Origin of the sequence: Sphingomonas sp., from assembly GCF_017745215.1 — a bacterium.
Classification (GTDB): domain Bacteria; phylum Pseudomonadota; class Alphaproteobacteria; order Sphingomonadales; family Sphingomonadaceae; genus Sphingomonas.
Genome location: NZ_JAGHZV010000001.1, coordinates 18,217 through 35,606, shown reverse-complemented (window position 1 = coordinate 35,606; position 17,390 = coordinate 18,217). Strand labels below are relative to the sequence as shown.

Below are 17,390 nucleotides of genomic sequence, written 5' to 3'. Positions count from 1 at the left end.
GGGCCTATCGCGGGACGATGCGCACCTCCGCGCCCTCGTAGAAATCGTCGACGTCCTCCGCGCTTCGGCCCTGCGAATCGTGGAAGCGCAGCCGATAGCCGCCTTCGCCGTCGCGGATCACCGTGACGCAAGGCGTCGCGGGATCGGCCGTCGGCGGATCGCCAAGCCGGACGGCCGCCTCGCGCCGTACCGCTTCCAGCTCGGCAGCGGGATCGGTGCGATAGGCATAGGTGGGGCCCGTCTCGGTCGAGCAGACGGCGTTGCCGACACGCCATGCCGGGTTGGGCGTCACTTCCACCCAACCTTGATGATATTGGATGAGGATGTCGTGGAAGGCGCCATTGTCGGGCGCGCGCGCTTCGCGCGTCGCAAGCGGCACCCAGCCGGCGGGCGCCTGCCACGGCTCGGGCTGGTACCAGTTGGAGGCGCGCTCGCCGCCCTCGTTGACCACCTCGAGCTTGGCCAGCGGCGTCGATCGCGGGCCGGTTGCCGCGTAAAGATCGATCCCCTCCCGGCACCAGCCGGGTTCGACCGGCTCGGTGACCGGATAATTCTCGGCATCGCCGGGGATCGCTCCGGTCGGGTCTTCGGCAGGGCAGTCCGCGGCAAGCGCCAGCAGGAGCATCGGCAGGATCATCGCGCGAGGCTAGGCTGCGCGCGATGATCCTGTCGAGAGGTGAACCGTCCCTCGCGGGGACGAGGCGGGATTGCGAGTGCCTCTCAATATCCCTTGCGAATCACTCTCAATAGCGCCATTAGGGCTTGCATAGAGCGAGGAATCCATGGTCGTTTGCGTTTGCAATGCAATTCGGGAGAGCGAGGTCCGGCAGGCGGCACGTGACGGTGCCGAGAGCGCCTGCCAGGCCTATTCAGCGCTCGGGCGGCGTGCGAAGTGCGGCCAGTGCGTGCCGTTCGCGCGCGAGATCATCGCCCAGGAACGCGCTGCTGCCTAGCATTCGCAACAGCTGAAAACCGCAGAAATCAGCCATTTTCAGGCTGTTCCTACCGTCCGTTCGCGCCTAGACTCCGCCCCTTCAAGCGATGAGGGGCCAGCGATCATGAAGGGCGATGTCCGCGTTCTCGACTATCTCAACGAGGTGCTCAAGAACGAGCTGACCGCGATCAACCAATATTGGTTGCACTACCGCATGCTCGACAATTGGGGCCTCAAGAAGCTCGCCGAGTTCGAGCGCCACGAATCGATCGACGAGATGAAGCACGCGGACCGCCTGGCCGACCGCATCCTGTTCCTCGAAGGGCTGCCCAATTTCCAGCTGCTCGGGCGCCTTCGTGTGGGCGAAACGGTCGAGGAAGTGCTCCGCGCCGATCTGGAGCTCGAGATGGAAGCGATCGTCGTGCTGCGCGACGCGATCGAATATTGCGAGAAGGTCCGCGACTATGGCTCGCGCGACTTGTTCAGCGACATCCTCGAGAGCGAGGAGGAGCATGTCGACACGCTCGAGAAGCAGTTCGAGATGATCGCTCGCATGGGCGTGCAGAACTACATCCAGCTGAACTCCAAGGCGCAGGAAGAGGATTGAGGCGCTCGATCCGCCGACCGCGTCTCAGCCATTCACAACGGTCATCCCGGCGAAAGCCGTGATCCAGGGTCACGAGCGACGTTGCGTGATGCCCTGTGTCCCGGCTTTCGCCGGGATGACTGTGTGATAAGCAGGCCCCCGGCCCCTCAGGCCGCCGGGCGCCGGCCGAACTGGGGACGGCGCTCGACCAGCGGGTTGGTCTCGCGGTCGATCAGGCGGAGCGTTTCCTCGAACAGCGGGCGCAGCTGCGCGACATAGGCCAGCGCGCTCTCGGGCGTGTCCTGGCGCTCGACGCAGGTGCGCGCAGTCACTTCGATCTGCTCGGCGAGGTCGGCGAGCGGGTCCGCGCCGAACTGGCGCGATTCGCCCTTCAGCGTATGCGCGGGGAGGACCAGCGCCGCCGAATTATGCGCGCGCATCGCCGCTTCGATCTGCTCGACCGACTTCACGCCATCCTCGCGGAAATAGCTGAGGATGCGCGCGAAATTGGCGCCGAGTTCGGTCCGGGCTTGTGAGAAGGCACGCCAATTGATCAGCGGCCCGCTCTCCTGTCCCAACTGCATAGCCTGCTCCAACCTCCTGGAGGTATGGGCAAAAACCTAATCCCGGAAAGTAAACGCTCAGTTGACGGGCGCCCTAGGGAAGCAAGCGAAAGCGGAAATCATCCGCCTCGATCCGCCGACCCATGCGCTCGGCGAGCAGCCCCAGCTCGCGCGCCGCGGCGGGGTCGTCGGCGAGCACTTCGACCGGCTCGCCGGGATGCTCGCGCAGCGCCTTGGCGGCGCGGATCGCCGGCCAGGGGCAGCGCATCCCGCGGGCGTCGATCCGCGCCACGCGCAGCGCTCAGCCCTTGTCGCGATCGAACGGATTGCGCGACGGCCGCATCGTCAGCCGCACCGGCACCGCGCCGAAGCCGAATTCCTTGCGCAACCCGTTGATCAGATAGCGCTGGTAGCTCATCGGCAGCAGGTCGACGCGCGTGCCGAACAGGATGAAGCTCGGCGGCCGGCTCTTGTTCTGGGTGACGTAGCGCGGCTTGATTCGCTTGCCGCCGGGCGCGGGCGGCGGGTTCGCCTCGAGCGCGCGCTCGAACCAGCGGTTGAGCTGCCCCGTGGTGATGCGCCGCGACCAGGCCTCGCGCGTCTCGAACGCGACCTTCATCAGCACGTCGAGCCCCTTGCCCGTCGAGGCGGACACGGTCAGCAGCGGCACGCCCTTGGCCTGCGACAGCCCTTCCTCCAGCGCCGCCTTGACCCCGTTGAACAGCGACGACGCATTCTCGGCGACGTCCCATTTGTTGAGCGCGATCACCAGCGCGCGGCCTTCCTGGAGCACGCGGTCGGCGATCTTGAGGTCCTGCACCTCGAGCCCCTTGGTCGCGTCGAGCAGCAGCACCACCACTTCGGCGAAGTCCACCGCGCGCAGCGCATCGGCGACCGAGAGCTTCTCGAGCTTGTCGGTCACCTTGGCCTTCTTGCGCATCCCCGCGGTGTCGATCAGCCGGACGGCATGCGGCTCGCCGCTCGCGTCGAGCCACTCCCAGTCGACTGCGATCGAATCGCGCGTGATCCCTGCCTCGGGGCCGGTGATCAGCCGGTCCTCGCGCAGCAGCTTGTTGATCAGCGTCGACTTGCCTGCATTGGGCCGCCCGACGATCGCGAGCTTGAGCGGGCCCTCGGCCTCTTCCTCCTCCTCGCCGGCCTCGTCCTCGGGCCGGTCGATATAGGGGAGCAGCGCCTCGAACAGGTCGCCCATGCCCTCGCCATGCTCGGCGGAAAGCTGCACCGGATCGCCGAAGCCCAGCGCCGACGCTTCGATCACCCCCGCCTCGCCCGCGCGGCCCTCGGCCTTGTTGGCGGCGAGCACCACCGGCGTGTCGGCGGCGCGCAGCCAGCGCGCGACTTCCTCGTCGAGCGGCGTCACGCCGGCACGCGCGTCGACCAGGAACAGCGCGACGTCGGCGGCGCGAACAGCGCTCTCGGTCTGCTGGCGCATCCGCCCGGGGAGCGTCGCCGCATCCTCGTCCTCGAAGCCGGCGGTGTCGATCACGCGGAAGTCGAGCCCGATCAGCGTCGCATCGCCTTCGCGCCGGTCGCGGGTGACGCCCGGCGTGTCGTCGACGAGCGCCAGCCTCTTGCCGACCAGCCGGTTGAACAGCGTCGACTTGCCCACGTTCGGGCGTCCGATGATGGCGACAACGGGCAGGGGCATGGACAGGCTTCTTAGAGAGGTTTGGGAAGGCAGGCAAAGAAAGGGAGCGGGCTTCTAGCGCGGTAACGCTCCAAAACAAGCGTCATCCCGGCGAAAGCCGGGACCCAGGGCCAAGCAGGACGTCGCCCGCGGCCCTGGGTCCCGGCTTTCGCCGGGATGACGACTTTAGGCGCGAACCGGTCGCTTCTCAGCGCCAGGCCGAGATCTGCCCCTTTTCGTCGAGCAGATAGAGCGTGTTGTTCGCCACGATCGGCGCCAGCATGAAATCGCCCTTGGCTTCGATCGCGCCGGTCAGGCTGCCGTCGGCGACCGAGGCCGAGACGATCTGCCCTTCCGAATTGACCAGCACCAGCCGCCCGCCGGCAAGCACCGGGCCGAACCATTCGATCAGGCCCTTGGATTTCTTGGTGTTCTTGTAATGCTTGAGCTGCGCGATCCAGCGCACCTTGCCGCTGCCGCGCGCGAGGCAGATCAGCCGCGCGTCGTCGGTCACCACGAAGATCCACTCGCCCGCCACCCAGGGGGTGGAGATGCCGGCGATGTTCTGCTCCCACATGCGGTTGCCGCTGAGGATGTCCATCGCCACCATGCGGCCGCCCTGGCCGACGGCATAGACGCGACCCTGCTCGATCACCGGCTCGGCGTCGATGTCCGACAGCGACGACACCGAGGTCGAGATGCTCGAACGCGACAGCACGTCGGACCAGAGGCCACGGCCGTTCTCGTAGCGATAGGCGTTGAGCTCGCCCGAGGAGAAGCCCGCGACGATCGTGCCCTGCGCCGCGGCCGGCGCGGCGGCGCCGAACACGCCCTGCGATTCGAGGCTGCCCGAGCCGGTCCACTGGACGGTGCCGTTGGAAGCGTCGAGCGCGAAGAGCTGGTTGTCCTGCGAGACGGCATAGACGCTGCCGTTGGCCACCGTCGGCGCGCCGCGCAGCGGGCCGCCGGGCCGCGCGCGCCACAGCTCGGAGCCGTTGGCGGCGTCGAGCGCCACCACGTCGCCCAGGCCGTTGGTCGCATAGACGCGGCCTTCCTCGGCGCTCACGCCGCCGCCGAAGCGCGCGGTCCGGTTCTCCTTGTCCTTGACGGTCGACACTTCCCACAGCCGCGCGCCGCTGTCGGCCGCGAAGGCGTGGACGCTGCCGTCGACGTCCATCGCGAACAGCTTGTTGCCCGAGACCACCGGCGCCGACGCCAGCCGCTCGCGCTTGTTGCTGCCCGGGATGTTCACGGTCCAGGCGCGGCTCAGCGACTCCCCGAGCGCGACATGGCCCATCGACTTGGCGGCGTTGCCGCCCGGCTGGCCCCAATCGGCATTCGCTTCGGCCGCGGGCACCAGCACGTCGTTGCCGGCCAGCACCTTGTCCGGCACGATGTCGTTCTCGGACGCCAGGATCGGCACGCGCTGGCCGAGCACCGGCGTCTTTCGCGCGCCGCTGCCCTTCAGCACGCTGCACCCGCCCAGCATCGTACCGGAAATCGCGAGCACCGCGACGGCGGCAACCATCCTCACCCTGATGTTCATTGCGTCTTCTTTTCCTGAGTGACTTCGACGCCGAGCAGCGACGCCATCTGCGCCGTGCGCGCCTTCATTGAGTCGGGGGCGGTCTCGCTCTTCGCGATCTTGGCGAACAGCCGCCCCGCCAGGTCGCGCTTGCCCATCCGGAGATAGGCCTCGGCGGTCAGTTCGCCTGCCGTGCCGAACCATGGCGATTCGGGCACCGCCAGTTCCTTGAGCCGGTCGACCACCGCCTCGGGCTTGAGCGTATCGAATTCCGCCACGGTCTGGCGGATCAGCGCCAGGTCGCGCATCGGCTTGGCGACGTTCGGATCCTTGGCGATCTCGGCGAACTTGGCCGCGGCGCCCTTCAGATCCTTCTTGTCGACCAGCGCATTGGCCTGGCCGAAGCGCGCCGCGGTGCGATAGCCCGGGTTCGAATTGGCCGCGAGCTTGCCCAGGATCGCGTCGGACTTGGCGGCGTCGGCGGTGCCATAGGCGCGCAGCGCTTCGTCGAACTGCTCGCCCTGCGTATCCGCAGTGCCCTTGGTGTTCGACTGGACCAGCAGATAGGCGGCGAACGCGAGGATGCCGACGACGATCGCCGCGGCGATCCACTTGCCCCATTTGCGCGCGAAGGTGAGAAGCTGGTCCTCCCTCAGCCGTTCGTCGACTTCGCGAAGAAAGGCCTCGTCGGGAGTGGATGCAGGGGGACGCGCCAAGACAAGCTCCATAGGGTGGCAGTGCGGGCGCGGACCTTAGCCGCGGTCCCGCGCGAGGGAAAGCGGCGTTTGGGCCCGTCAGTCGCGTGCCGGATAGACCTGCTCGGGCCCCGGGAAGGACCGCGACCGGACGTCGGCGGCATAGGTCGCAACCGCGGCGGAAATGCGGCCAGCGAGATCGTCGAACCGCTTCACGAAGCGCGGCGTGCGCTCGAACAGCCCGAGCATGTCCTCCGCCACCAGCACCTGCCCGTCGCATTGCGCCGAGGCGCCGATTCCGATCGTGGGACAAGTCACCGCGCCGGTGATCTCGACCCCGAGCGATTCGACCACGCCCTCGACCACGATCGCGAACGCCCCCGCCTCGTCGATCGCCTGGGCGTCGGTCATGATCTTGTGCGCCTCGGCGTCGCTGCGCCCGCGCGCGCCATAGCCGCCGAGGTTGTTGATCGCCTGGGGGGTGAGCCCGACATGGCCGATCACCGGAATGCCCCGCTCGGAGAGGAACCTGACCGTCGGCGCCATCGCCGCGCCGCCCTCGAGCTTCACCGCGGCGGCGCCGGTCTCCTTCATCAGCCGTGCGGCGCTGGCGAAGGCCTGTTCGGGCGACGCCTCATAGCTGCCGAACGGCATGTCGATCGCGACCAGCGCGTGATAGCTGCCGCGCACCACCGCCGCGCCATGCGCCGCCATCATCTCGAGCGTGACGGGCACGGTGGAGGGCAGGCCGTAGATCACCTGGCCCAGGCTGTCGCCGACGAGCAGGATGTCGCAATGCGGGTCGAGCAGCTGCGCCATCCGCACGGTATAGGCGGTGAGCATCACGATCGGCTCGGCCCCGTCGCGGATCGCGGCCTTGCGCTTGCGGATCGCGGGCACGGTGAGCCGCTTCATCGGCGCCGGCGTGGGGTTGGCGCGGCTGGTGGCGGTATCGATCGTATAGGTGGACATGGCGCTTCCCGCTTCCTCTCCCTGGAGCCGCGCTTCCTAGCCCCGCGGTCCCATGCGCGCCAGTGCAACGCCGGGTGGGGCGGTTGCAGGCGCTGTCTCTCTCATGTGCTTTGTCACGCACATAATGACCATTATTCTTGACTCAATGTTCTATATCTTTTACATTGAGTCGCGTAAACCAACCACGAGGACAAGTTTCGATGGCATTCCGCGAGAAGACGGCCTGGCTGACCCTGGTCTGCATGGTCATCGCCTACACAACCTATTTCACGCTGATGGGCCTGCGCCCCGCGCCGCCGACGAACATGGAGATCATCGTCACCTTCGGCGCGGTCACCGTCGCGCAGGCAGTCGCGGTGATCGTCGGCATGATCGTCATCGCCGTCACCGCGACCCGCGAAGCCAACCAGCCGGCCGACGAGCGCGACAAGGCGATCGCGCGGCGCGGCGCGAGCATCGCCTATTATGTGCTGATGGTGGAGATGATCCTCGTCGGCGTGGTGATGCCCTTCACCGAGCCGGCGTGGAAGATCATCCAGACCGCGCTGCTCGCGCTGGTGATCGCGCAGGGCGTCCAGCTCGCGGTCGTGCTGCTGAGCTATCGGAGAGGCTGGCATGGCTGAGCGCGCGCACCTCGCCAACCAGATCCGCACGCTGCGCTTCCTCGCCGGGGAAATGACCCAGGCCGAACTCGGCGAACGGATCGGCGTCACCCGCCAGACGATCGCCGCGATCGAGCAGGGCAAATATTCCCCCACGCTCGAGGCCGCGTTCCGCATCGCCAAGGTGTTCGGCAAGCCGCTGGAGGAGGTCTTCCAATGGGTCGAGGAATGACTTCGCGCCTTGCAATGTAGGATTTCGACTGCTTCGCTGGGCGCGCCGGGGCCTCCTCGGCCGCTCTTTGAAATCGTTCCAGCAAGGGATGGCACATGCGGCCCGGTGGGCCATGTTCGTCACGATCGCGCCCCGAATGGCGGCGACGGGTCGTGACTCTTGTGACTCTTCGAGTCGACTTCAGCGTGCCCAGCCGCGGCGGGACGCGAGCCTCGCGAACCACCATTCGAACAGCGCGACGGCGAGGATGAAGGCCGGGAACGGTACCGTCGCCGCCGCGCCCTTGTGGGCGAGCAGGCCGGTCATGCCGAAGACATAGCCGAACTGGATCACCACCCCGGCCACCGAGAGCAGCGCGAGCAGGGTCGCCCAGCGCGAGCGCAGCAGCAGCGCGACCGCACCGAGCAGCCCGCCGCCGACGGCGAGCACGAAGTCCCAGACGAACCAGCCCGGCAGCGCGGCGTAATAGGCGCGGTCCCAGTCGGTCGCCTTCGGGTCCATCGCGGGCCCATAGGCGATGTGCGCATAGACCGCGAGGCAGCCGGCGAGCCCCCAGAGGAGCAGCAGCGCGGCGACGATCCAGTACCAGACGGGCGGCTTCCCCATGGCCTTTCCTCCCCTGTTGAGGCGGGGAGGATAGCGCGGATCGCCGCGCGGCTCCACTGACGCGTCAGAGCAGCGCCCGCGCCCATTCCTCGGGCTTGAACCCGACGAGCACGCCGCCAGGGAATTCCACAACCGGCCGCTTGATCATCGAGGGCTGGGCAAGCATCAGCCGCACCGCCTTGGCCTGGTCGATGGCCTGCTTGTCGGCGTCGGGCAGCGCGCGGAAGGTCGTGCCGGCGCGGTTGAGCAGCGGCTCCCAGCCCTTGAGCGCGATCCAGCGCTCGATCCGCGCCGCGTCCGCGCCCTGGGTCTTGTAGTCGTGGAAGGCGTAGGCGATGCCCTGCCCGTCCAGCCAGGCGCGCGCCTTCTTCACCGTGTCGCAGTTCTTGATGCCGTGGAGAGTGATCGTCGTCATGGCGCGTCCTTGGCAAGAAACCGCCCCAGCGTCACCACCTTCTGCCGCTCGAGCCCCAGCGCCTCGTAGAAGCCCAGCGCCGCTTCATTGTCCTCGCGCACCATCAGCTGGAGCTTGGGCGCGCCGCGCTCGCGGAGCCAGGCCTCGGCGGCCGCCATCAGTGCGCGGCCCAACCCCCGTCGGCGCGCCGCATCCGCCACCGCGAGATAATAGACCCAGCCGCGGTGTCCGTCGAACCCGGTCATCACGCTGCCCGCGAGCGCCCCGCCCTCGCCGCGCGCGACGAGCACCGCCGAGGCCGGGCCGCCCAGCGCCAGCGCGAAGTCGGCACGCGGATCGTTCCACGGGCGGGTGAGCCCGCAGGCCTCCCACAGCGCCACCACGGCCTCGCAGTCATCCGCAGTCGCCGCCTCGATCACCGGAAGGCGCAGGTGGTGCCGGCCCAGAAGTCGGTGAGCTTGCCCTCGGGCGTGTTGCCGGTCACCAGCCCGCCGACTTCGCCCATCGTGATCTCGGTGCCGAGCGAGGTGTCCTGCACCGCGACGTCGCCCTTGTCGCGCAGCTGGGCGAGCGTCGCGCCGATGCCGGTGCCGTTGGGCAGCCTGTGCGGGCTGCCGTCACGTCCGTCGACATTCCAGCCGACGAACTTGCCGTCCTGGAAGAACAGCGTCAGCCCGCCTGCGAAATCGACATTGTCGAGCGGCCCGGCGCCGCATTCGGAGTTGGTGCCCTGCGCCGTCGGGGCTCCCAGCGCGCCCCCGACGATCTGCACCGCGATGTCGCGCGCCGCGCCGAAGCTCGCGCGCTGGTTACGCTTGTCGGGCAGCGTCACCCAGATGCCGTCCTCGGCAAGCAGGAATTGCGGCTTGCCCTGCGCGGGCGCACCGGTGGCGGGCGCCGAGCCATTGTCGGTGTCGACGACGGTGGTGACGTTGGTCATGCCGCTGCCGCTCGAGCTTGTCTCGACATTGCAGCCGGCGAGCAGCGCGAGCGCCGTGGTTGCCGCCAAGCCCCTGATCATGCGCGCTCTCCCTGCCGTTGCCGATCCGGCTACCCCTGTCACAGTTTGCGCGGACGTGGCAATGGGCGGGCTAGTCATGCTCCATCGGCAGTTCGCCGGCGGCGAATACCCACGCGTGGCTGCGGTTCTCGTAGACCGAGACCATCGGCGGCGGGAAGCTCGGGTCGGCGAAGGCGCCTACCGGCACCGCGACGAAGTCGGGCAGCGCGTCCATGTCCCAATAGACGATCGCGCTGCAGGTCGGGCAGAAGTGGAAGGTCGCGGTGCTGCCGCTCTCACCGGTGCGCTGCCACATGCCCGACCCGCCCTCGACCGTCACGGCGTCGCGCGGGTAGCGGGCCTGCATCGCGAACACGCTGCCGGTGCGCTTCTGGCATTCGAGGCAGTGGCAGATCGAGACGCGGACGGGATCGCCCTCACACGTCGCGCGCAACTGCCTGCAGCTGCACGACGCCGTCCGGCTGGTCACTCCCATTCGATCGTGCCCGGCGGCTTCGAGGTATAGTCGTACACCACGCGGTTCACCCCGCGGACTTCGTTGACGATCCGCGTCGCGCAGCGTGCGAGGAACTCGCCGGGGAAGTGATAGGCCACCGCGGTCATCCCGTCGGTCGAGGTGACCGCACGCAGCGCCAGCACCGAATCATAGGTCCGCCCGTCGCCCATCACGCCGACGGTGCGCACCGGCAGCAGCACCGCGAAGGCCTGCCAGATCGCATCGTAGAGCCCGGCGTTGCGGATCTCCTCGAGGTAGATCGCATCGGCCTTGCGCAGGATGTCGCAGCGTTCCTTGGTGACTTCGCCCGGGATGCGGATCGCAAGCCCCGGCCCCGGGAAGGGATGCCGCCCGACGAACGCCGCGGGCAGCCCCAGCTCGCGACCCAGCGCGCGGACCTCGTCCTTGAACAGCTCGCGCAGCGGCTCGACGAGCTTCATGTTCATCCGCTCGGGCAGGCCGCCGACATTGTGGTGGCTCTTGATCGTCACCGAGGGGCCGCCGGTGAAGCTCACGCTCTCGATCACGTCGGGGTAGAGCGTGCCCTGCGCGAGGAACTCGGCGCCGCCGATCTTCCTCGCCTCGTCCTCGAACACGTCGATGAAGGTCTTGCCGATGAACTTGCGCTTGGCTTCGGGATCGGTGACGCCTTCGAGCCCGCTCAGGAACAGCGTCTCGGCGTTCACATGGACGAGCGGGATGTTGTAGTGCCCGCGGAACAGCGAGACGACCTGCTCGGCTTCGCCGCTGCGCATCAGGCCATGGTCGACGAACACGCAAGTGAGCTGCTCGCCGATCGCCTCGTGGATCAGCACCGCGGCGACCGCGCTGTCGACGCCGCCCGAAAGCCCGCATATCACGCGGCCCCCATTCGGACCGACGCCCACCTGCTCGCGGATCTCGGCGATCTTGGCCTGGCGGAACTCGGCCATCGTCCACTCGCCGGTGAGCCCGCAGACGTGGCGGACGAAGTTCGCGAGGAAGCGCGCGCCGTCGGGAGTGTGGACGACTTCGGGATGGAACTGGGTGGCGTAGTAGCGCCGCTTGTCGTCGGCGACGACCGCATAGGGCGAGCCCGGGCTTACCGCGACCGAACGGAAGCCGGGCGCGAGCTCGGTCACCTTGTCGCCGTGGCTCATCCACACCTGGTGGTGCTCGCCTTCGTTCCACAGGCCGTCGAACAGCACGCAGCGGTCCTCGATCTCGATATAGGCGAGACCGAACTCGCCCGAATCGCCAAGCCGCACCGTGCCGCCCAGCTGGTGCATCATCACCTGCTGGCCGTAGCAGATGCCGAGCACGGGCAAGCCGCTGTCGAAGATTTCCTGCGGCACCCGCGGGCTGCCCTCGTCGAGCACCGAGGCGGGCGAGCCCGAGAGGATGACGCCCTTGGGCGCCATGCGCTCGAAGGCTTCGGCGGCGGTGGTGAAGGGCGCGATCTCGCAATAGACACCCGCCTCGCGCACGCGCCGCGCGATCAGCTGAGTCACTTGGCTTCCGAAATCGACGATGAGGATGGAGTCGGCGTGGTGCGTCATGGGCGGCGGATAGAGAGGGTGCCCGGCGGTGTAAAGGCACTGGACGCCAGCAGCGCCCGCCTCAGCGCGGCCTCACCTCCAGCCCCGTCCACTTGGCCGCGAAGGCCCAGAGGTCGGCGGCTTCCTCGATGATCTTGTCGGTCGGCTTACCCGAGCCGTGGCCCGCGCGCGTCTCGATGCGGACGAGGTGCGGCTTGGGCCCGATCGCCGCCGCCTGGAGCGCCGCGGCGTATTTGAACGTGTGGCCCGGCACCACGCGGTCGTCGGTGTCGGCGGTGGTCGCGAGGATCGCCGGATAGTCGCGGCCGCCCTTCACATTGTGATACGGCGAATAGGCGTAGAGCGTGCGGAAATCGGCTTCCTTCGAGGGGTAGCCATAATCGTCCACCCAATAGCGTCCCGCGGTCCAGCGATCGAAGCGGACCATGTCCATCACCCCAACCGCGGGCATCGCCGCGGCGAACAGGTCGGGACGCTGGTTGACCACTGCGCCGACCAGCAGCCCGCCGTTCGAGCCGCCCTGGATCGCGAGCTGGTCCTTGCCGGTGATCCCCTGCGCGATGAGATACTCGCCCGCCGCGATGAAGTCGTCGAACACGTTCTGCTTGCGCGACAGCCGACCGGCGTCGTGCCACGCCTTGCCATATTCGCCGCCGCCGCGCAGGTTGACCAGCACGAACACCCCGCCCTGCTCGAGCCAGGCGGGCCGCGAGGCCGAGAAGCTCGGCGTGTAGCTGATGTTGAACCCGCCATAGCCCCACATCAGCGTCGGCGCCGGGCCGGTCGTGGTCTTCTTGCGCACCACGAACATCGGCACCCTGGTCCCGTCCTTCGACGCGAAGAAGCGCTGCTCGACCGCATAGTCGTCGGGGTTGAACGCCACCTTGGAGACGGCCCAGGGCGTCGCCGCGCCGCTCGCCACGTCGTAGCGGTAGATCGCGGTCGGCGTGTTGAAGCTGGTGAAGGCGAAGAAGGTCTCGGGGTCGTCCTCGTCGCCGCCGAAGCCCGAGACCGAGCCGATCCCCGGCAGCGCCACCACGCCGTCGGCGCTGCCGTCCAGCCGGTAGCGGCGGACCTCGCTCTTGGCGTCGACCAGATATTCGAGCACCAGCCGCCCGCCGACGATCGAGCTCGCGGTCAGCGTGCCCGGACTCTCGGGCACGATCTCGCGCGGCGCGAGGTCCTTGGAGTTCAGGTCGATCGCGACGATGCGGTTGCGCGGCGCGCCCGCATTGGTCGAGAAATAGAGCGTCGAGCCCTGGTTGCCGACCGCGCTCCAGTCGTTCTCGAGGCCGCCGATCACGGTCTTCGCGGTCCACGACGGATCGGCCAGGTCGATGACGTGCACCATGTTCTTGTTGTCGGTGCCTTCGGTGGTGCTGATCACCAAGTAGCGGCCGTCGTCGGTGATGCCGGCATAATGGCTGAGCCTGGGCGAGTCGGGCGTCGCATAGACCAGCCGGTCGACGGCCTGGGCGGTGCCGAGCTTGTGGAAATAGACCCTGTGGTTCTCGGCCAGCGCCTGGAACTTGGCGTCCGCCGGCGGCTCGGGATAGCGCGAGTAGAAGAAGCCCGATCCATCCTTCGCCCAGGCCACGCCCATCGTGTACTTGGCCCATTCGACCTTGTCTTCGAGCAGCTTGCCGGTCGCGACCTCGAGCACGCGGACGGTGCGCCAGTCGGTGCCGCCGTCCTGGATCGAATAGGCGAGATACTTGCCGTCCTCGCTCGGCAGCCATTCGGCGAGCGCGGTGGCGCCGTCGGCCGACCAGCCGTTGGGATCGATCAGCACACGCCCCGGCCCGTCGAGACTGTCCCGCACGAACAGCACCGCCTGGTTCTGCAGCCCGCTGTTATGGGCGTAGAAATAATGCCCGCCCTTGCGCACCGGCAGCCCGAAGCGCTCGTAATCGAACAGCGCCTTGATGCGGCCGCGGAACCAGTCGCGCCCGGGCAGCGTCGCGAGATAGGCCTCGGTGACCTGGTTCTCGGCATCCACCCAGCCGCGCACCTCGGTGTCGTTCCGCACGTCATTCTCGAGCCAGCGATAGGGATCGGCGACCTTCTCTCCGAAGATCTCGTCGACCTGGTCGACCCGGCGCGTCCGGGGATAGGCGATCTGGGGCATCGTGGCACTCGCTGGAGCGGATTGGGCGTGGATCGGCGACGTGGCGACGAGCAAAGACAAAATCAACGCGGATCGTGCGAGCATCCAGGGCCTCCGGTGGGGTGGGGCATCGTAGGGCGCGATCGCCGCCGTTCAAGTCAAGCCACGCCCCACTGCTCCATGGTGGTAGCGGCCGGGAGGCGGCGCCCGGTGGGCACCGCCCCCCGGGGAGCCGAGTCGCAGCAGGATCGACGATCGAAAAGTCACAAGAGTCACAACCCGTCACCGGGATTCCAGTGCCTGATCGCTACCTGGTTCAAAGAGCGGCCGGATTGTCCCAGCCGCGTCAGCCAAGCAGGCGAAATCCTACATTGCAAGCGGCGGCGCCTCGCTCGCCGCAACGCGCCGCAGACCGACGCGCGTTGCCCTCAGGCGATGCCCAGCCCGGTCTGCGGGATCACCCACAGCAACACGGCGAGCGGCGCCGAGGCGAAGATCAGCGCCACGGCGGCGGCGAGCCAGCCGTTGCGGCCGCGGTGGTAAGTTTCGGTCCGTCGATACAGCGCGGACGCACGCCTCTTCATTGTCTGTCTCCCTGCGAGCGCGCCGCTTGGCGGACTCGTTACACTATCGCAACTGCATGAATTGCAGCACGAGTTGCACTGCACAGCTTGTGCCAGATGCCCGAAAGCCGCGATTTCCGGCAGTTTAACGCGATGAGCTGTAGATGGGGGTTGGCGCGTCCCGCCAAAGCTTAGGATTTCTTTCGGCCCCGAAACGAGCATTTGTCCCAAAGCAAAAGGGCCGGAGCTTGCGCCCCGGCCCTCCGCTATCCTGGGATCGATGCTGCCGATCAGGCGGCGGCTTCGAAATCCTCGTCGGTCATCACCGGACCCGAATCCTGGCCCTTCGCGTCGACGTCGCGGTCGACGAACTCGATGATCGCCATCGGCGACGCGTCCGAAGCGCGCGGGCCGGTCTTGATGATGCGGGTGTAGCCGCCGTTGCGGTCGGCGTAGCGCGACGCGAGCACGTCGAACAGCTTCACCAGCTGAGCGTCGTCGAGCAGGCGGGCGTGCGCGAGCCGGCGGTTCGAGAGGCCGCCCTTCTTGGCGAGAGTCACCAGCTTCTCGACGTACGGGCGAAGCTCCTTCGCCTTGGCGACGGTGGTGGTGATCTGCTCGTGCTTGATCAGTGCGGCCGCCATGTTGCGGAACATCGCGAGACGGTGGGCCGAGGTCCGCTGCAGCTTGCGGCCGCCGTACTTGTGACGCATGTCATCTTCCTTCGTTCGTCGGGGCTCCGTATCAGGTAAGCCCAGCCAGGCGGTGAATTGGGGCCACCGCCCAAAGCCGTGTCACGTTTGCGTGAAGCGTGGGCCTCAAGCGGATTCGACGGCGAAAGTCAAGGCTTCGTGGGCAGCTTGAGCTCGGCGCGATATTTGGCGTCGAGCGCGGCGCAGCTGGGATCGAGCGGCTTGCGCGCCTCGGTCCCCGCCAGCGACCGGTCATAGGCCTGGCGCGCGCATGCCACATCCTCGCGGAACGCCGGGTCCAGCTTCAGCTTGGCGAAGATCGCGATCGCCAGCAGCCTGCCCTGCTGGACGTCGATCGGATGATGCACGCCACACACCACGCGATTGTCGCCATAGCGGATGCCACGCGCCAGCAGCTTCGAGGCGCGGGCGGGCATAACCTCGGCGAGCACCAGCGCTGCCGCATAGCCGTTGGTCGAGTGACCGGAGGGATAGGAGCGGCCGTCGCTTGCGCGCAGGTAATCGGTGGCGCAGGGCACGATGTCAGGGTTCTCGACATAGGGACGCGCACGCGGCCCCGCGTTCTTGGCAAGCGAGGCATAGGCCCCGGTGTCGTTGAGCACGAGCTTCAGAATGTGCGCGAGGATCGGGCTGGTCTCGACCGAAAGCTCGGTCCCGGCGGCAGGACTGAACCGCCCGATCAGCCGGTCGAAGCTGTAGGCGCCGGCGTCGCGATAGGCCTCGTCATAGGCGGCGGGATCGCGTGTCTGCGCCATCTCGACCATCGCGAGATCGAGCCGCCCCATCTCCGACTTGTTGTCGGGCGGCGGCGGCACCGAATAGCCGAGGTCGGCCTCGATCGACTTGTCGGGCAGATAGCCCGGATCGGACGCCATCGCCGCGCCGGCGCCCAGCGTCGCTATGCCCACCGCAACCACCAGCTTCGCCCAACGCCATGCCACGGTCATCGCCCGTCTCCCCTTTGGACGGCCCAGCCTGCGCCTGCGTCCGCCGGCGGTAAAGCCCAATCGCCGCCATTCCGGCGCGGGGAAACCAAAAAAAGGGCCACCCCAAGCGGGACGGCCCTTCCTTGTTCCTTCGCTTGAAATCCGGGCTTAGCCCATGATCTCCTGCTCGAGCTTCTTCGCCATCTCTTCGATGTTCTCCGGCGGCCAGCCCGGGATCTCCATCCCGAGGCGCAGCCCCATCGACGACAGCACTTCCTTGATCTCGTTCAAGGACTTGCGGCCGAAGTTCGGGGTGCGGAGCATCTCGGCCTCGGTCTTCTGGACGAGGTCGCCGATGTAGATGATGTTGTCGTTCTTCAGGCAGTTCGCCGAACGCACCGACAGCTCGAGCTCGTCGACCTTCTTGAGCAGGTAACGATTGATCTGCGCGGCATCGCCCGAAGCGCCCTCAGCCGCCGGAGCAGCCGCCGCCATGCCGATCGGCGCCGCGCGGGTGACCGCCGAATCGTCGAAGTGCACGAACAGCGCCAGCTGGTCCTGCAGGATGCGCGCGGCATAGGCGAGCGCGTCCTCCGGGGTGACGGTGCCGTCGGTCTCGATCGTCAGCGTGAGCTTGTCGTAATCGAGCTCCTGGCCGACGCGGGTGTTCTCGACCTTGTAGCTCACCTGGCGCACCGGCGAGTAGAGCGCGTCGACCGGGATCAGCCCGATCGGCGCGTCGGCCGGACGGTTCGACGCGGCGGGGACATAGCCCTTGCCGGTGTCGGCGGTGAGCTCCATGTTGAGCGTCGCGCCATCGTCCAGGTGGCAGATCACCAGGTCGGGGTTCATCACTTCGATGTCGCCCGAGACCGCGATGTCGCCGGCCTTGACTTCGGCCGGGCCCGTCGCGCTGAGCTGGAGGCGCTTCGGCCCCTCGCCCTGCATCTTGAGCGCGATCTGCTTCACGTTGAGCACCATGTCCGTCACGTCTTCGCGCACGCCCGCGAGCGAGGAGAATTCGTGAAGGACGTTCTCGATCTTGATCGAGGTGACTGCGGCGCCCTGGAGCGACGAGAGCAGCACGCGGCGCAGCGCGTTGCCGAGCGTCAGGCCGAAGCCGCGCTCGAGCGGCTCGGCGACGAAGCTGGACTTGCGCTTGGGATCGCCACCGGGCTTCTTTTCGAGGCCGTTCGGCTTCTTGAGTTCCTGCCAGTTCTTAGCGTTGACCGACACGGGCTTTCCTCA

The 17,390-nt window shown here is 67.7% G+C and carries 22 protein-coding genes; 4 read left to right on the top strand and 18 right to left on the bottom strand.

Translation table 11 applies throughout. The annotated features are described in order from the left end of the window. Positions 1 to 4: 4 nt before the first annotated feature. Positions 5 to 637, bottom strand: a complete 633-nt coding sequence (locus tag J7495_RS00210) for a hypothetical protein (RefSeq protein ID WP_294054045.1) — start codon at positions 635 to 637, stop codon at positions 5 to 7. A 145-nt stretch (positions 638 to 782) separates the two neighbouring features. Between J7495_RS00210 and J7495_RS00205 the strand changes: the two genes are divergently transcribed. Next, a complete protein-coding gene (locus J7495_RS00205; protein ID WP_294054044.1) occupies positions 783 to 953 on the top strand; it encodes a (2Fe-2S)-binding protein in 171 nt (56 codons plus the stop codon). A gap of 105 nt (positions 954 to 1,058) precedes the next feature. After that, positions 1,059 to 1,541: a bacterioferritin gene (gene bfr / locus J7495_RS00200; RefSeq protein WP_294054043.1), complete on the top strand. Its 483-nt coding sequence runs from the start codon at positions 1,059 to 1,061 to the stop codon at positions 1,539 to 1,541. A 146-nt stretch (positions 1,542 to 1,687) separates the two neighbouring features. Here bfr and J7495_RS00195 read toward each other — a convergent pair whose 3' ends face one another. From J7495_RS00195 to panB, 6 genes are all read right to left on the bottom strand, one after another. Further along, positions 1,688 to 2,104, bottom strand: coding sequence for an Hpt domain-containing protein (locus J7495_RS00195; protein WP_294054042.1), 417 nt, complete (start codon positions 2,102 to 2,104; stop codon positions 1,688 to 1,690). A gap of 73 nt (positions 2,105 to 2,177) precedes the next feature. Beyond that, positions 2,178 to 2,375 carry a sulfurtransferase TusA family protein gene (locus J7495_RS00190; protein WP_366810575.1) on the bottom strand — a complete coding sequence of 66 codons (198 nt, stop codon included), beginning with the start codon at positions 2,373 to 2,375 and terminating at the stop codon, positions 2,178 to 2,180. Between the two features lie 9 nt (positions 2,376 to 2,384). Continuing rightward, complete coding sequence (gene der, locus J7495_RS00185) at positions 2,385 to 3,752, bottom strand: ribosome biogenesis GTPase Der (RefSeq protein ID WP_294054041.1); 1,368 nt, start codon at positions 3,750 to 3,752, stop codon at positions 2,385 to 2,387. Between the two features lie 187 nt (positions 3,753 to 3,939). After that, positions 3,940 to 5,277 (bottom strand): PQQ-binding-like beta-propeller repeat protein, encoded by a 1,338-nt coding sequence (locus tag J7495_RS00180; RefSeq protein ID WP_294054040.1) that lies wholly within the window; start codon positions 5,275 to 5,277, stop codon positions 3,940 to 3,942. Then, positions 5,274 to 5,972 carry a tetratricopeptide repeat protein gene (locus J7495_RS00175; RefSeq protein WP_294054039.1) on the bottom strand — a complete coding sequence of 233 codons (699 nt, stop codon included), beginning with the start codon at positions 5,970 to 5,972 and terminating at the stop codon, positions 5,274 to 5,276. Before J7495_RS00175 ends, J7495_RS00180 begins: the two co-directional genes overlap by 4 nt. 78 nt (positions 5,973 to 6,050) lie before the next feature. After that, positions 6,051 to 6,923, bottom strand: a complete 873-nt coding sequence (gene panB, locus J7495_RS00170) for a 3-methyl-2-oxobutanoate hydroxymethyltransferase (RefSeq protein WP_294054038.1) — start codon at positions 6,921 to 6,923, stop codon at positions 6,051 to 6,053. A 200-nt stretch (positions 6,924 to 7,123) separates the two neighbouring features. Between panB and J7495_RS00165 the strand changes: the two genes are divergently transcribed. Both J7495_RS00165 and J7495_RS00160 read left to right on the top strand, forming a co-directional pair. Then, the gene (locus tag J7495_RS00165) at positions 7,124 to 7,546 is read left to right on the top strand and encodes a hypothetical protein (RefSeq protein WP_294054037.1); all 423 of its coding nucleotides are present in this window, start codon (positions 7,124 to 7,126) and stop codon (positions 7,544 to 7,546) included. Beyond that, positions 7,539 to 7,757: a helix-turn-helix transcriptional regulator gene (locus J7495_RS00160; protein WP_294054036.1), complete on the top strand. Its 219-nt coding sequence runs from the start codon at positions 7,539 to 7,541 to the stop codon at positions 7,755 to 7,757. Before J7495_RS00165 ends, J7495_RS00160 begins: the two co-directional genes overlap by 8 nt. A gap of 180 nt (positions 7,758 to 7,937) precedes the next feature. Here J7495_RS00160 and J7495_RS00155 read toward each other — a convergent pair whose 3' ends face one another. The 11 genes from J7495_RS00155 to J7495_RS00105 form a co-directional block, all read right to left on the bottom strand. Continuing rightward, positions 7,938 to 8,363 (bottom strand): hypothetical protein, encoded by a 426-nt coding sequence (locus tag J7495_RS00155; protein ID WP_294054035.1) that lies wholly within the window; start codon positions 8,361 to 8,363, stop codon positions 7,938 to 7,940. Between the two features lie 64 nt (positions 8,364 to 8,427). Then, positions 8,428 to 8,778, bottom strand: coding sequence for an ArsC family reductase (locus J7495_RS00150; RefSeq protein ID WP_294054034.1), 351 nt, complete (start codon positions 8,776 to 8,778; stop codon positions 8,428 to 8,430). After that, positions 8,775 to 9,197 carry a GNAT family acetyltransferase gene (locus tag J7495_RS00145; RefSeq protein ID WP_294054033.1) on the bottom strand — a complete coding sequence of 141 codons (423 nt, stop codon included), beginning with the start codon at positions 9,195 to 9,197 and terminating at the stop codon, positions 8,775 to 8,777. Before J7495_RS00145 ends, J7495_RS00150 begins: the two co-directional genes overlap by 4 nt. Then, positions 9,194 to 9,799 (bottom strand): hypothetical protein, encoded by a 606-nt coding sequence (locus tag J7495_RS00140; RefSeq protein WP_294054032.1) that lies wholly within the window; start codon positions 9,797 to 9,799, stop codon positions 9,194 to 9,196. The genes J7495_RS00145 and J7495_RS00140 overlap by 4 nt, the downstream gene beginning before the upstream one ends. 70 nt (positions 9,800 to 9,869) lie before the next feature. Further along, positions 9,870 to 10,232 carry a GFA family protein gene (locus tag J7495_RS00135; RefSeq protein WP_294054031.1) on the bottom strand — a complete coding sequence of 121 codons (363 nt, stop codon included), beginning with the start codon at positions 10,230 to 10,232 and terminating at the stop codon, positions 9,870 to 9,872. A 32-nt stretch (positions 10,233 to 10,264) separates the two neighbouring features. After that, the gene (gene guaA / locus J7495_RS00130) at positions 10,265 to 11,833 is read right to left on the bottom strand and encodes a glutamine-hydrolyzing GMP synthase (RefSeq protein WP_294054030.1); all 1,569 of its coding nucleotides are present in this window, start codon (positions 11,831 to 11,833) and stop codon (positions 10,265 to 10,267) included. Between the two features lie 61 nt (positions 11,834 to 11,894). After that, positions 11,895 to 13,961 carry a prolyl oligopeptidase family serine peptidase gene (locus J7495_RS00125; RefSeq protein WP_294054029.1) on the bottom strand — a complete coding sequence of 689 codons (2,067 nt, stop codon included), beginning with the start codon at positions 13,959 to 13,961 and terminating at the stop codon, positions 11,895 to 11,897. Positions 13,962 to 14,368: 407 nt separating this feature from the next. Next, positions 14,369 to 14,524 carry a hypothetical protein gene (locus tag J7495_RS00120; RefSeq protein ID WP_294054028.1) on the bottom strand — a complete coding sequence of 52 codons (156 nt, stop codon included), beginning with the start codon at positions 14,522 to 14,524 and terminating at the stop codon, positions 14,369 to 14,371. 269 nt (positions 14,525 to 14,793) lie between these two features. Next, entirely contained in the window at positions 14,794 to 15,216 is a 423-nt protein-coding gene (gene rplQ / locus J7495_RS00115; protein ID WP_294054027.1) for a 50S ribosomal protein L17, read from the bottom strand. Positions 15,217 to 15,344: 128 nt separating this feature from the next. Beyond that, positions 15,345 to 16,163, bottom strand: a complete 819-nt coding sequence (locus J7495_RS00110) for a phosphatase PAP2 family protein (RefSeq protein WP_294054026.1) — start codon at positions 16,161 to 16,163, stop codon at positions 15,345 to 15,347. A 147-nt stretch (positions 16,164 to 16,310) separates the two neighbouring features. After that, complete coding sequence (locus J7495_RS00105; protein WP_294054025.1) at positions 16,311 to 17,378, bottom strand: DNA-directed RNA polymerase subunit alpha; 1,068 nt, start codon at positions 17,376 to 17,378, stop codon at positions 16,311 to 16,313. Between the last annotated feature and the right edge of the window lie 12 nt (positions 17,379 to 17,390).